Source organism: Pseudoalteromonas sp. S3431, assembly GCF_000690035.1.
Taxonomy (GTDB): domain Bacteria; phylum Pseudomonadota; class Gammaproteobacteria; order Enterobacterales; family Alteromonadaceae; genus Pseudoalteromonas; species Pseudoalteromonas fuliginea.
In genome coordinates, this window is sequence record NZ_JJNY01000045.1 from 19,442 (window position 1) to 32,684 (window position 13,243).

The 13,243-nt window shown below is 39.5% G+C and carries 11 protein-coding genes; 4 read left to right on the forward strand and 7 right to left on the reverse strand.

Annotated features, from left to right (window positions below):
• The first annotated feature begins 88 nt into the window (after nucleotides 1–88).
• The 3 genes from lon (at nucleotide 89) to DO88_RS07870 (ending at nucleotide 5,004) form a co-directional block, all read left to right on the forward strand.
• Nucleotides 89–2,449 carry an endopeptidase La gene (lon, locus tag DO88_RS07880; RefSeq protein ID WP_033039693.1) on the forward strand — a complete coding sequence of 787 codons (2,361 nt, stop codon included), beginning with the start codon at nucleotides 89–91 and terminating at the stop codon, nucleotides 2,447–2,449.
• Between the two features lie 191 nt (nucleotides 2,450–2,640).
• Entirely contained in the window at nucleotides 2,641–2,931 is a 291-nt protein-coding gene (locus DO88_RS07875) for an HU family DNA-binding protein (protein WP_157847577.1), read from the forward strand.
• Nucleotides 2,932–3,102: 171 nt separating this feature from the next.
• On the forward strand, nucleotides 3,103–5,004 hold the full coding sequence (locus DO88_RS07870) for a SurA N-terminal domain-containing protein (protein WP_007376840.1): 1,902 nt from the start codon (nucleotides 3,103–3,105) through the stop codon (nucleotides 5,002–5,004).
• A 66-nt stretch (nucleotides 5,005–5,070) separates the two neighbouring features.
• Here DO88_RS07870 and DO88_RS07865 read toward each other — a convergent pair whose 3' ends face one another.
• The 7 genes from DO88_RS07865 to pspF form a co-directional block, all read right to left on the reverse strand.
• A complete protein-coding gene (locus tag DO88_RS07865; protein WP_008134750.1) occupies nucleotides 5,071–5,562 on the reverse strand; it encodes a VOC family protein in 492 nt (163 codons plus the stop codon).
• A 422-nt stretch (nucleotides 5,563–5,984) separates the two neighbouring features.
• Nucleotides 5,985–6,746 carry an ATP-binding cassette domain-containing protein gene (locus tag DO88_RS07860; RefSeq protein WP_007376838.1) on the reverse strand — a complete coding sequence of 254 codons (762 nt, stop codon included), beginning with the start codon at nucleotides 6,744–6,746 and terminating at the stop codon, nucleotides 5,985–5,987.
• Entirely contained in the window at nucleotides 6,746–7,738 is a 993-nt protein-coding gene (locus DO88_RS07855) for a peptide ABC transporter ATP-binding protein (RefSeq protein ID WP_007376837.1), read from the reverse strand. The genes DO88_RS07860 and DO88_RS07855 overlap by 1 nt, the downstream gene beginning before the upstream one ends.
• Entirely contained in the window at nucleotides 7,739–8,632 is an 894-nt protein-coding gene (locus tag DO88_RS07850; protein WP_007376836.1) for an ABC transporter permease subunit, read from the reverse strand.
• Nucleotides 8,619–9,653, reverse strand: a complete 1,035-nt coding sequence (locus DO88_RS07845) for an ABC transporter permease (RefSeq protein WP_007376835.1) — start codon at nucleotides 9,651–9,653, stop codon at nucleotides 8,619–8,621. The genes DO88_RS07850 and DO88_RS07845 overlap by 14 nt, the downstream gene beginning before the upstream one ends.
• A complete protein-coding gene (locus DO88_RS07840) occupies nucleotides 9,653–11,260 on the reverse strand; it encodes an ABC transporter substrate-binding protein (protein ID WP_007376834.1) in 1,608 nt (535 codons plus the stop codon). Before DO88_RS07840 ends, DO88_RS07845 begins: the two co-directional genes overlap by 1 nt.
• A 15-nt stretch (nucleotides 11,261–11,275) precedes the next feature.
• Entirely contained in the window at nucleotides 11,276–12,340 is a 1,065-nt protein-coding gene (gene pspF, locus DO88_RS07835) for a phage shock protein operon transcriptional activator (protein WP_008134758.1), read from the reverse strand.
• Between the two features lie 186 nt (nucleotides 12,341–12,526).
• On the opposite strand from pspF, the gene pspA reads away from it, so the two are divergent.
• Nucleotides 12,527–13,186, forward strand: coding sequence for a phage shock protein PspA (gene pspA / locus DO88_RS07830; protein WP_007376832.1), 660 nt, complete (start codon nucleotides 12,527–12,529; stop codon nucleotides 13,184–13,186).
• Nucleotides 13,187–13,243 lie beyond the last annotated feature (57 nt).

The following is a 13,243-nucleotide window of genomic DNA, read 5'->3' on the forward strand; positions in this document are numbered from 1 at the left end:
AGTATGGGAAAATTGTTGAACTTTAATTAGGTTATCCCCATATACTTGAGTAATCTTTAAAATAAATGAAGTGCGAAGAGAAATTATAATGACGCTTGAGAGAACCGACCGAGTCGAAATCCCAGTGCTAGCACTGCGCGATGTTGTGGTGTATCCACACATGGTGATCCCGCTTTTTGTAGGCCGTGAAAAATCAATAAAATGCCTTGAAGCGGCAATGGACAAAGATAAACAAATTTTCTTAGTTGCACAAAAAGATGCAACTGTAGATGAGCCAGAACAAGATGATATTTATCGTATTGGTACTATTGCTACTGTACTTCAGTTATTAAAGTTACCAGACGGCACCGTTAAAGTTTTAGTAGAAGGGACGCAACGTGCACAAATTGAAGACTTCGTTGATAGCGAAGACTTTTTTGTTGCTAATGCTCAATTTATTGAATCTGACTTAATTGATGAGCAAGAGCAAGATGTATTTATTCGCAGCGCAATTAGCCAATTTGAAGGCTATGTAAAGCTAAATAAAAAAATCCCACCAGAAGTACTAACGTCAGTTTCAGGTATTGATGATCCTGCGCGGCTAGCCGATACAATGGCTGCTCATATGCCATTAAAGGTACCTGAAAAGCAAAAAGTGCTAGAAATTTCAAGCGTTACAGAGCGTCTTGAATATTTAATGGCGCTTATGGAAGGCGAGATAGACTTACTGCAAGTTGAGAAAAAGATTCGTACTCGCGTTAAAAAGCAGATGGAAAAATCTCAGCGTGAGTATTATCTAAATGAGCAAATGAAAGCCATCCAAAAAGAGCTGGGTGAGCTTGATGATGTACCGGATGAATTTGAAGCACTTAAAAAGCGCATTGAAGAGTCTGGTATGCCAGCAGAAGCACAAGATAAAGCGACCACAGAGCTTAATAAACTTAAAATGATGTCGCCAATGTCAGCAGAAGCGACCGTAGTGCGTTCATACATAGATACATTAATTAATGTGCCGTGGAAAAAGCGCTCTAAAGTTAAAAAAGACTTAGCAGGCGCGCAAAAAATTCTTGATAGTGATCACCATGGCCTTGATAAAGTTAAAGAACGTATTCTGGAGTACCTTGCGGTGCAACAGCGTACTAATAAACTAAAAGGTCCAATCTTATGTTTAGTTGGCCCTCCGGGTGTGGGTAAAACATCACTTGGGCAATCTATCGCACGCTCTACAGGTCGTAAATATATCCGTATGGCGCTAGGCGGTGTGCGTGATGAAGCTGAAATTCGTGGCCATCGCCGTACTTATATTGGTTCAATGCCAGGTAAGTTAATTCAAAACATGACTAAAGTGGGTGTTAAAAATCCATTATTCTTGCTAGATGAAATCGATAAAATGTCATCAGACATGCGTGGCGACCCAGCATCAGCGCTATTAGAAGTGCTTGATCCTGAACAAAACAGCCATTTTGCCGATCATTACCTTGAAGTAGATTACGATTTATCTGACGTTATGTTTGTAGCGACATCAAACAGCTTTAACATTCCTGGTCCATTACTGGACCGTATGGAAGTTATTCGTTTATCGGGTTACACCGAAGATGAAAAACTAAACATCGCAAAAGAGCACTTAATTACTAAACAAGTGAAACGTAATGGCCTGAAAGAGCATGAGATTGAGATTGCTGATAGTGCAATTATTGGCATTATTCGCTACTACACACGTGAAGCGGGTGTACGTAATCTTGAGCGTGAAATTTCAAAACTATGTCGTAAAGCAGTTAAAAATATCTTAATTGAAAAAGACACTAAAACCGTGACTATCAATCAAGATAATTTAGAAGACTTTTTAGGTGTACAGCGTTTCGATTACGGTAAAGCGGAAGATGGCGACCGTATTGGCCAAGTAACTGGTCTTGCATGGACTGAAGTAGGCGGTGACTTACTTACTATTGAATGCGCAGCGGTACCAGGTAAAGGTAAGCTTACTTATACAGGTTCACTGGGCGATGTAATGCAAGAGTCGATTCAGGCGGCCATGACGGTCGTGCGTAATCGTGCAGATACATTTCGTATTAATAGCGACTTTTATGAAAAACGTGATATTCACGTGCATGTGCCTGAAGGTGCAACACCTAAAGATGGTCCGAGCGCAGGTGCTGCTATGGTGACTGGTTTAGTGTCTAGTTTAACGGGTAACCCTGTACGTGCGGATGTTGCAATGACCGGCGAAATTACACTACGTGGTGAAGTATTACCAATTGGTGGTTTAAAAGAAAAATTACTCGCGGCGCATCGTGGTGGGATTAAAACAGTCATCATTCCAAAAATTAATGAACGTGATTTAAAAGAGATCCCAGACAATGTGCTGGCGGGCTTAGATATTCACCCAGTTACATGGATTGACGAAGTTTTAAAACTGGCTTTAGTGCATCCGGTTGAGAGTTTTTCAGTCGAAACACCAAAAAAACAGTAAAAAACCGAAAAAAGTGCTTTTTAGGGCTTTTCAAATCTAAACGATATGATAAGTTAAGCACTGGTTTTCAAGCCTAGCCCTTACGGGGCCTAGGCTTAAGAAAAATATAATCATGTGAGCATAATTAGTTTGCTCTAAAATTTTCAAAAAAGTGATGTTAGTTTAAAAAACCATCGCTCTTGATAATAACAATGAAAGAGGATGATATTGTGAATAAATCTCAATTGATCGATCAAATCGCAGCTGATGCTGACATTTCTAAAGCGGCTGCAGGTCGTGCTCTAGATTCATTCATCGAATCTGTATCTGGTGCGCTAAAAGATGGTGACTCAGTTGCACTTGTTGGCTTTGGTACTTTCTCAGTACGTGAGCGTGCTGCACGTGCAGGTCGTAACCCGCAAACTGGTGAAGCTATTCAAATTGCTGCTGCAAATATTCCTGCTTTTAAAGCCGGTAAAGCGCTTAAAGACGCAGTAAACTAATCACTGTTTTCATACAGTTTAGTTATGGCGAATGTAAATTTACTTAATCAATCTAAATGATGAATTAAGTAACTTTACCGCCAATTACTTCAAGTGAAAAAGCGTATCTGGTAAGATACGCTTTTTTTACATGTGACAAGGTAAAAACCTTGATCAAAAAGAGATAAACAAATGCTTGAGAAAATCAGAGAAGGTTCACAAGGACCTGTAGCCAAAATAATTTTAGGCGCGGTGATTTTATCTTTTGCTTTAGCTGGGATTGGTAGTTACCTAGGTCAAACCACGGAACAACCTGTTGCTGAAGTAAATGGAATTAAAATTAGCCAAACTGAATTTAATCGTGCGTTCCAAAATGAGCGTAGTCGATTAGAACAACAATTTGGTGAATATTTTGCACAAATTTCTGCAGATCCAAATTACATGGCACAAATACGTCAAGGTGTAGTTGACCGCTTAGTACAACAAGAATTGCAATCACAGCTAGCGGCTGATTTAGGCCTTCGCGTAAGCGACGAAAGTGTACGTAAAACAATCTTAGAATTACCGTATTTTCAAGTAGGTGAGCAGTTTAATAACGACCGTTACCTACAAGTTATTCGTCAAATGAATTTTCAACCAGATGCATTTCGTGAATACCTTCGTAAAGATATGACGCGCAGTCAACTTGTTACTGCCGTAGCCGGTACTGACTTTGCTCTTGAGAGCGAGCTTAAAAGCGCTATTTCTCTACAGCAGCAAACGCGCAGCATTGATTACTTAGTTGTAAACAAAGAAGCGCTAGCAGCAAGTGTTGAAGTATCAGAGCAAGAAGTATCTGATTACTACGAGCTAAATGCATCACAGTTTTTATCGCCAGAACTTATCTCAGTTAATTATATTGAGCTTAAAGCCACAGATATTACGGTTGAGTCAGTTACTGAAGATGATGTTAAAGCGTATTACGATCAAAATAAGGCACAATACGTTGAGCCAGAAAAACGCCGTGTTTCACATATCTTAATCGATAACAGCGAAGACGATGATGCAGCAAAAGAAAAAGCCAATGCACTTCACGCACAATTAGAGCAAGGTGCAGATTTTGCTGAATTAGCAGAGTCATCATCTGATGATATTGTTAGTGGTGAAATGGGCGGCGACCTTGAATGGATTGAACGCGATGTAATGGACCCTGCATTTGAAGACGCGACATTTGCGCTTAAAAATAAAGGTGACTTTTCAGAGGTTGTAGCATCAGAGTTTGGTTACCACATAATTAAACTTACTGATATTCAGCCGCAACAAGTTAAAGCATATGATGATGTTAAAGCTGATTTACGTGCGGAGCTTGAACAAGCTGAAAAAATAGATGCCTTTTACGAAAAGCAAACTGAAATGGGTGCACTAGCATTTGAAATTTCAGATCGCTTAGACGATGCTGCCGAAGTTGCAGAGGTAGAGATTAAATCAACGCCGCTTTTAGCAATTAACGCATTACCAGAGCCGTTAAATACGCCATCTGTAATTGCTGCGTTATCGTCAGTTGATTTACTGGAAGATAAAGTTAACTCTGAAGTTATTGAGCTTGGCGATGAGCATGCGATTATTGTTCGTGTAAATGAACACAAACCAGCTGCCACTAAGCCACTAAGTGAAGTAAGCGAGCAAATTAAAGCACGTTTAGTTAATGAAAAATCATCTGAGCTTGCTAAAGATAAAGCACGTAGCTTATTTGCAGAAGTAAAAGCAGGTAAGAGTTTAAGTGATGTAGCCAATGAGCAAAGCTTAACACTTCGCCAAGAAGCGCAATTAACACGTCAAAGCTATACTGTTTCGCCAGCAATTGTAACTAAAGCATTTAAAATGGCTCATCCTGCAGGTTCTGCAGTGTTTGAAGTAGTTGATTTAAATAATGGTGATGCTGCAATTGTTGCACTTAAGTCGGTAACAGATGCACAAGTTACAGCTAATATTGACCCACAAGCAAAGCAAAGTATCACTATGGCGCAAGCTAATAAAAACTACATGGTATTTATTGAAGCGTTAAAAGCGAATGCTGAGCTTAACTTACCAACGGTTGCACAACCCGTTGAGTAATTAATTTAGCTCATAAAAAAAGGCGCTTTTAAAGCGCCTTTTTTATTGTCTTCAATATAGTTGGTATTATTTGCCTCTTGCAATAAACTCTATGCGATTACCGCTAGGCTCTCTAATCATCATGTGTTTTGTTGGACCTTTACCTAGATTTTCGGGTGCAAACTCTATTTTAATATTATTTTGCGTTTTTAAATGATCGTGTAGCTGCGCTAACTTTTCAATACTCTCAACACTGAGTGCTAAGTGGTGTAACCCCACATTTTCTGCTCGATTAAACTCCACACGTTTTTCATCATTTTTAACACGCCACAACGTAATCGTTATTTTATCGTTTGACAAAAAGTAAGCTGGGTAACTTGGGTCACTCCCGAGCACTTTAAAACCAAGTACGTCAGTAAAAAAAACTTTAGACGCATCAAGGTCTGACACGGTTAATCCTAAGTGGTCAACTCCGCCAACCCAGTTTTTAACATTTGAACTAGGTGCTACATCGGCGATAACCGTTGTTGATAAAAGTAATAGCGATGAAATGCTAGCGAGTAGTGTCTTTTTTAACATAAATCCTCTTTGTAGTATTAATACCAATTCGCAATAATACTTAATCAGTTTGAGGGATTAAATCTGGCGTTAACAGCGTTAAAAATTTCTGATATAGAACAACTAAATAACGAAATTTTTGCTTTGTTATCGACACGATTTTCTTACTTCAAAATAGATCACTTAATTAAGCGAATTGGTATAACTGTTAAATGCAGTGTATTTAACAAGAGACCTTAATAAACGAGGTTATATTACAAAGCAGAATAGATAACCTGAACGCTGGATAGTAAATCTATCTCGAGCAGCTATTGACGCGTAAATTCGCCTTGTTTTCACTGGAAATTTCTGGCTAGAGAAATTAAATTTAAATATCACCATGATTCAATATGATAGTAAATCTCTTAACCAGAGTTCAGGTTAGATACGAAAAAAATGCTGTTTTAACAGCTTAATAAACGTTGGGTGATTTTCGATTGAGGTGTTTGGAAAACAACTTCAGTGGCGCCATATTCAACGACTTCTCCCTTATCAAGTACAAGAACTTGGTCGCTAATATGACGAACTAAGCTTAAATGATGAGTGATCATCACATATGTCAGGCCTGTTTCTTGTTGTAATTTGAGAAGTAGATTAACTATTTGTGCACGAACAGAAGGGTCTAGTGATGATAGTGCCTCATCAAGTACAACAACCTTTGGATCTAAAATTAACGCACGAGCAAGTGCTACACGCTGTAATTGCCCCACACTAAACATGTGTGGATAGTAATGTTGGTGATCGACTAATAATCCAACTTTTGACAGCGTAGCGCTAATTTTTTCAGTCCGTTCAGCTTTATCAAAGTCAGTATTGTATTGTAGGCAGTCATCAAGCGTATCACCAATGGTTAAACCTGGATTAAGAGAGGCCGCTGAATCTTGAAAAATCATACGAATATAGCGACACTGATTATCACGAATACCGTTATCTTCAATAATATTGCCTTCTAATAAGATCTGTCCGCAGTCTGCGCTGTCAGCGCCTGAAAGCAGTTTGGCAAGTGTGCTTTTACCCGCTCCCGTTTCGCCTATAACAGCAATAGTTTCACCTTTGCCAATGCAAAATGAAATATTTTTAAGTACCGCAAATTTTTTACGACTAAATAAGCCTGCACGAATATTAAATGTTTTAGACAAAGCTTGTACTTTCAATACTGGTTGCATTATCTCATATCCTTAATCAGCGGGAAATGACACGCGTAGCTGTGCCCGTTGTGCTTTGTAAGCTTAGGTGTAACTACGCAGGCTTTTTGAGCCTGTGGGCAGCGTGGCCCTAATCGGCAACCTATCGGTAAATGCTGTAATGTAGGTATGGTGCCTTTTAATGCGTAAAAAGGCTCTTTATGAGCTAGGCCTTGTTCGTAATCAGGTAGGCTTTTTAATAAAGCTTGTGTATAAGGGTGGCGAGGCTGACTAAAAATTTTGTGAGTTGGGCCAGCTTCAACCATTTGCCCGCAATATAAAACATGGATCCCATGTGACCAATGTGCAATTTCTTCGAGTTCATGAGAAATCATCAAAATCGACATGTTTTTTAGTTGGTTTAAACTTTTCAACAACCTAAATACCTGTGCGCGAGTGGTACTTTCTAGTGCCGTAGTGGGCTCATCAGCGATTAAAAGCTTTGGTGTGCGGGCTATGGCCATTGCAATCATTACTTTTTGACATACGCCTTCTGAGAGCTCATGTGGATAGCTATCCAGCACGGCTTCATGATTTTTAATGCCCACTTTATGAATAAGCGCTTTTACTCTGTCTTTTCGCTCGCGGTTACGTTTTAAGAAAAACCCCTTTGTTGGGTTTTCAGGCAAGGTTTCGGCTATTTGATCAAACATTTTTGCTGTAGGGTCAAGACAACGACTAGGGTCTTGATAGATCATGGCAATATCTTGGCTTACCGTTTTACGGCGTTGTTCGGGTGTTAAGCGCATTAAATCAACACCACGCCAATGCATACGGTCGGCAGTAATATTCCAGCGTTCGTTTAGTACACCCACAATTGCTTTTGCAATTAAGCTTTTACCAGAACCAGACTCACCTACAAGGGCATGTACTTCGCCTTCTTTTAAGCTAAAGCTTACCTTGTCAACGGCTCTAATTATCGTTTCTGAGGTACGCAGCTCAATGGTTAAATTTCGAACATCAAGTAATTGCATTTAATCAGCCTTACGTGCTTTTAACACTTGTCGCAGGCCATCGCCTACTAAATTAGTCGATAACACAGCTAAAAATAACAGTACGCCTGGCAGCGCAACAGTCCATGGTGCCAAATAAATTAGCCCTAAATTTTCGGCTAAAATAGCTCCCCATTCAGTGGTAGGTGGCTGAGCACCAAGCTTTAAAAAACCTAATGCAGAAATATCTAAAATTGCAGTGGAGAGCGCCATCGTAAATATAACTACAATGTGCTCATAAATATTAGGAAAGATACCGCGTGATATAATATGCCAGTTAGACGCACCATCGAGCCTAAACGCGGTAATATAATCTTTGTTTAGTTCATCAACAATTAGGTTTCTGATTGAATGAATAAATTGTGGTAATAGCGCTAAAATAATTGCCCATACCGTGTTCATTAAGCCTGGGCCTAAAATTGCTATGATAATAATAGCCAGTAACAAAGAAGGTATAGAGAGCGTTATATCAAGTAAGTGATTTAAAAAACTTGAGCGAATACCTCGGCTGATACCTGCAAATGTACCTACTAATACACCAATAATAGTTGTAATAAGCGCGGCGACAACAGAGAGGCCAAATGTGTAAGTTGCACCATTCATTAAACGCGAAAGTACATCGCGACCTAAGTCATCAGTACCTAAAATAAAGCGTACATCACCCATTTCCCGCCACGAAGGCGGAATAAGTAATGCATCACTATGCTGTTGGTTAACACCGTACGGTGCTAAAAGTGGAGCACTGGCGGCAAGTAAAGCAAATGCTACAAATATCCACAAGCCAACTAACGCAGGGTGATTATTTTTAAATTTACGCCAAAATCGTGCAAGTGGCGATTTATTCGACTCTTCAGAAAATATATTAAACTTTGCCATGGGCTTGATTCCGCGAGAGTGGATCGAATAGCGTATAAGTAAGCTCTGCAATAATAGTGGCTAATATAACAAATAGTGACACTGCCATTAAGCCGCCTTGTATAGCTGGATAATCGCGTTGATAAATACTATCGATAAGCCAGCGGCCAATGCCGGGCCACGAAAAAATAACTTCAGTAATCATCGCAAGCGTTATTAGCGTACTAAATTGCAAACCAATTTGTTTAATTACCGGTAATAGCGCATTACGCAGTGCATGATGAATTATAAGTTGTCTGCGGTTAAGGCCTTTAGCCCTTGCGGTTTTAATAAAACTTTGGTCCATAACTTTAAGCATAGACTCACGAGTAAAGCGCACTAATACGGTGGTCGGATACATGGCGAGCACAATTGTGGGTAGTGTTAAATGGCGCAGGGCGTCTAAAAATGCCATTCCTTTATATGGAAATCCAGCCAGTGCAATATCAATTAAAATAAAGCCTGTATTGGCGGGGATCTCATAAAGTAACCCCATTCTTCCCGACATCGGAAACCAGCCCAGTTTGAGAGAAAAAACCATAATAAGCAATAGTGCTAACCAAAATACGGGCATGGAATAACCAACCATAGTGGTTGAATTTATAAGTTTATCAGGCCAACGTTTATAGTACGCAGAACCTAAAATGCCAGCGGGTACGCCAACGACAATCGATACAATTAATGCATAAACACTTAGTTCCAGTGTAGCGGGTAATAAATCAACAATATGGCTAAATACATTGTCACCTGATGCAAAAGAAAGCCCCCAATCGCCTTGGAATATTCGTCCTAAAAAGGCTATATATTGAACAAAATAGTTACTGTTATATAAATATTTATCTTCAAGCTCACTGTGTTGAGCAAAGTTACTACTTGGTACACCACTTAAATTACTTAATGGATCGCCTGGGAACAAATAACTAATTGAAAATGTAAAAACACTCAGCATTAGGGTCATAAAAAGCAATAAACCTAAACGACGTAAAATATAATCTAAGATCATTATTTTTTCCTCGCATTAGCTAGTGAAATTGCACCAAATGGGCCAAGCGTTATACCTTCAACGTCTGCGCTACTGGCTTGAAAACGTAAGCCATGTGCAATAGGCAGCAATGGCAACTCGTCAACAATTAAGCTTTGTGCATCATCGTAGTATTTTTTTCGCATGTTTAAATCAGTCGTATCGAGCGCTTTTGTAAGTAATAAATCAAATTGCGGATTGCACCAGTTAGCAGGATTTTTACCGGTAAAGGTTGCAGTGCAACTTAAAAGAGGGCTAAAAAAGTTATCCGGGTCAGGTGTATCAGCGGCCCAACCAAGCAATACACTATCATGCCTGTGCTCGCCAATACGTTGAATAAACGTATTCCATTCATACTCTACAATACTGACATTAACGCCTATTTTACGTAAGTCACTTTGCATTAGTTCTGCCATTTTTCGCGCATTCGGGTTATAAATACGGCTTACGGGCATCGCCCAAATAGTCATATCAAAACCATCTGGTAACCCAGCTTCAATTAATAACTTTTTAGCAAGTTCTGGATCAAAACTTGGCATGTTTGCTTGTGGCTCAAATGCCCATGAGGTTGGCGGTAAAATAGATTGTGCACGTGTACCATTACCATAATATACAGCTTGCATAATTTTATCGATATCAATGGCGTGAGCAAGTGCTTGGCGTACACGTAAGTCGTCAAACGGGGCGCGCTCCGTATTAAAAGCCCAGTAACCAATATTTAAATTTGTTTCTTTTTCAACGTTTATATCGTCGCGTTGCGCTAAAATACTCAATTGCGCACTACTTGGATGAGCCGTTACATCGCACTCTTTAGTCAGCATTTTTGCTATACGCGTAGTGCCGTTAGGCGTTATGTCGTAAACCAATTGTTCAAGTGCGACGTGGTGCTTCCAATAAAGTGGGTTTCGGTAAAAGCGTACGAGGTGATCTCGGCGATATTCTTTATAAATATATGGGCCGGTGCCAATAGGGTACTGATCAAATAAGTTTTCTTGATTATTTTTCTTAAGTTTCATGGCGTATTCTTCTGAAAGCACCACGGCAAAGTCGGTGGCCATATTAGCTAAAAAGCTGCTTTCAGGATTAAACAATTCAAAACGAACTTGATGATCAGTAACACGCACAATTTTACGAATAAGTTGATCAATCCCCACACTTTGAAAATACGGGTAATTGGCATCGCCCACAAAGTGATATGGATTATAGACATCAAATAGTCGGCTAAAGGTAAATATAACGTCGTCGGCGTTAAAATCCCGAGTAGGGGTAAAATAAGCGGTTGTATGAAATTTCACACCTTTGCGCAATGTGAAGGTAATAGATTTACCGTCTTTACTTATTTTCCAATCGGTTGCCAGCTCACTTTGAAACTCTGCCGTAACAGGGTCAATGCTAATTAGGCGGTCGTATAGCTGGTTGGCAATAATATCAATAGTAGAACCGGTGGTCGTAACTTGTGGATTAAACGACACAGGGTTAGCTTCAGCGCAATAAACTAAGCCTTGGTTTTTTTCTTCTATGATTTCTTCTTTGTTATCAATGCAACCTACTAAGGTGACCGCTAGTAAAGTAAGTAATAATTTATGCACCCGCATAACCTCTAACTATTGTTGATCCAACAAATTGTATTTTTTAAGATAACCACGTAATTGATGATACGTTAAACCAAGTACTTCTGCAGTTTTCTTTTGATTAAATTGGCTATGTTCGAGTGCTTTATTAATCATGTTTATTTCAAAGTCGTTTGAACGCTCTTTTAAACTACACGGAAATTGAATATCAACGGCTGTATTACTGCTTGCTTGAGCAATCGGCGGCGCAACAACAATAGGCTCGACATTAACAGTTTGGGCCGCTATAGGTGCTTTAATGCGCGCTTTTGGTCTAAATGGGCTATCGAATGGGTCTAAAATAATCTGGTGAACGGGGATATGTTCACTGCCATGGCGATACAAACTACGTTCAACCACATTTTTAAGTTCACGAATATTGCCGGGCCAATCATAACTAAGCAGTGTTTCTGTTGCGCTTCGGGTAAAACCGCTAAACAGTTCCCACTCTAAATCGCGCGCCATATTCATCGCAAACTGCTCAGCAAGAAGCATAATATCGTCTTGGCGTTCGCGCAGTGGTGGCAGGGTAATTACATCAAAGGCAAGGCGATCGAGTAAATCACTTCTAAATTCACCTTGCTCGGCCAAATAAGGAAGATCTTCGTTTGTCGCACACACTAAGCGGGTATCTACTTTTACAGTTTGCTTGCCGCCAACACGTTCAAACTCACCGTATTCTATAACGCGCAGCAGTTTTTCTTGTACCATAGCTGAGGTATTAGCTAATTCATCTAAAAACAGTGTGCCGCTGTTAGCGCGTTCAAAACGACCTTCGTGGCGTTTGCTTGCCCCCGTAAAAGCACCGCTTTCGTGGCCAAATAATTCACTTTCGAGTAGGTTCTCGTTAAGCGCTGCACAGTTAAGCTTTACGTAGTTTTGATCCCAGCGTTTTGATAAAAAGTGTAAGCGTGCTGCTATTAGCTCTTTACCTGTGCCGCGTTCACCAATAATAAGTACCGGTTTATCTAAATTAGCCAGTTGCGATACCTGATCTAATACAGACAGAAAGCTATCTGATTGGCCGAGTAAATTATCCTGTTGGCGATATTGGCTCATATTTCCTAACTCTTAGTCATTTTTACTAACAGTTAGTGTATTTCATAATTAGGGATAACTAAAGAAATTTGTATATTTAGTTTAACGTAATGAAAATAAAGTGTATTTTAACTTTTAAAAAGTTGGCAAGCATATTGATACTAGTTATAGCAGACTAACTAAGTTTTAATTACAGAGGTAAATGTTATGGGAATTTTTTCACGTTTTGCAGATATTGTTAATTCTAATATCAACGCCATTTTAGATAAAGCAGAAGACCCAGAAAAAATGGTTCGTCTGATTATTCAAGAAATGGAAGATACGCTTGTTGAAGTACGTTCTACATCAGCTAAAACATTGGCTGAGAAAAAAGAAATTGTACGCCGCTTAGATACACTTAAAGCGCAGGTAAGTGATTGGCAAGATAAAGCCGAACTGGCTTTAAGTAAAGACCGCGACGATTTAGCGCGTTCAGCCTTACTTGAAAAGCAAAAGTCGGCAGATGCAGTTGCTTCAGTAGCGAGTGAGCTTGAACATGTAGAGTCTCATATTGAGAAATTACAGCAAGAAGTAACGACGCTACAAGAAAAGCTAGCAGATGCTAAATCTCGTCAAAAAGCGATTATACTTCGCCAACGTTCGGCTGAGTCGCGCCTTGAAGTGAAAAAGACACTTGATAGCTCAAAAGTAGAAGAAGCACTTAACCGCTTTGAACGTTACGAAACCAAAATTGATGGACTAGAATCTCAAATTGAGTCGTACGATTTAGGTAAAAAGACGTTAGCGGATGAAATTGCTAACCTACAAAAAAATGAAAAGATAGATGATGAGCTAGCCGAACTTAAAAAGAAGTTAGCTGATAAATAATTTATAAAGGGGCACTTAAAGTGCCCCACTGCTTAAAAACATCAAAACGGATTGTCA

What these genes read in the sequence shown, in the direction of transcription:
- DO88_RS07865 (WP_008134750.1), bottom strand. Translation starts at nt 5,562, where the DNA reads ATGTTAAAAAAGACACTACTCGCTAGCATTTCATCGCTATTACTTTTA.
- pspF (WP_008134758.1), bottom strand. Translation starts at nt 12,340, where the DNA reads ATGAGCCAATATCGCCAACAGGATAATTTACTCGGCCAATCAGATAGC.
- pspA (WP_007376832.1), top strand. Translation starts at nt 12,527, where the DNA reads ATGGGAATTTTTTCACGTTTTGCAGATATTGTTAATTCTAATATCAAC.
- lon (WP_033039693.1), top strand. Translation starts at nt 89, where the DNA reads ATGACGCTTGAGAGAACCGACCGAGTCGAAATCCCAGTGCTAGCACTG.
- DO88_RS07870 (WP_007376840.1), top strand. Translation starts at nt 3,103, where the DNA reads ATGCTTGAGAAAATCAGAGAAGGTTCACAAGGACCTGTAGCCAAAATA.
- DO88_RS07855 (WP_007376837.1), bottom strand. Translation starts at nt 7,738, where the DNA reads ATGCAATTACTTGATGTTCGAAATTTAACCATTGAGCTGCGTACCTCA.
- DO88_RS07860 (WP_007376838.1), bottom strand. Translation starts at nt 6,746, where the DNA reads ATGCAACCAGTATTGAAAGTACAAGCTTTGTCTAAAACATTTAATATT.
- DO88_RS07845 (WP_007376835.1), bottom strand. Translation starts at nt 9,653, where the DNA reads ATGATCTTAGATTATATTTTACGTCGTTTAGGTTTATTGCTTTTTATG.
- DO88_RS07850 (WP_007376836.1), bottom strand. Translation starts at nt 8,632, where the DNA reads ATGGCAAAGTTTAATATATTTTCTGAAGAGTCGAATAAATCGCCACTT.
- DO88_RS07875 (WP_157847577.1), top strand. Translation starts at nt 2,641, where the DNA reads ATGAAAGAGGATGATATTGTGAATAAATCTCAATTGATCGATCAAATC.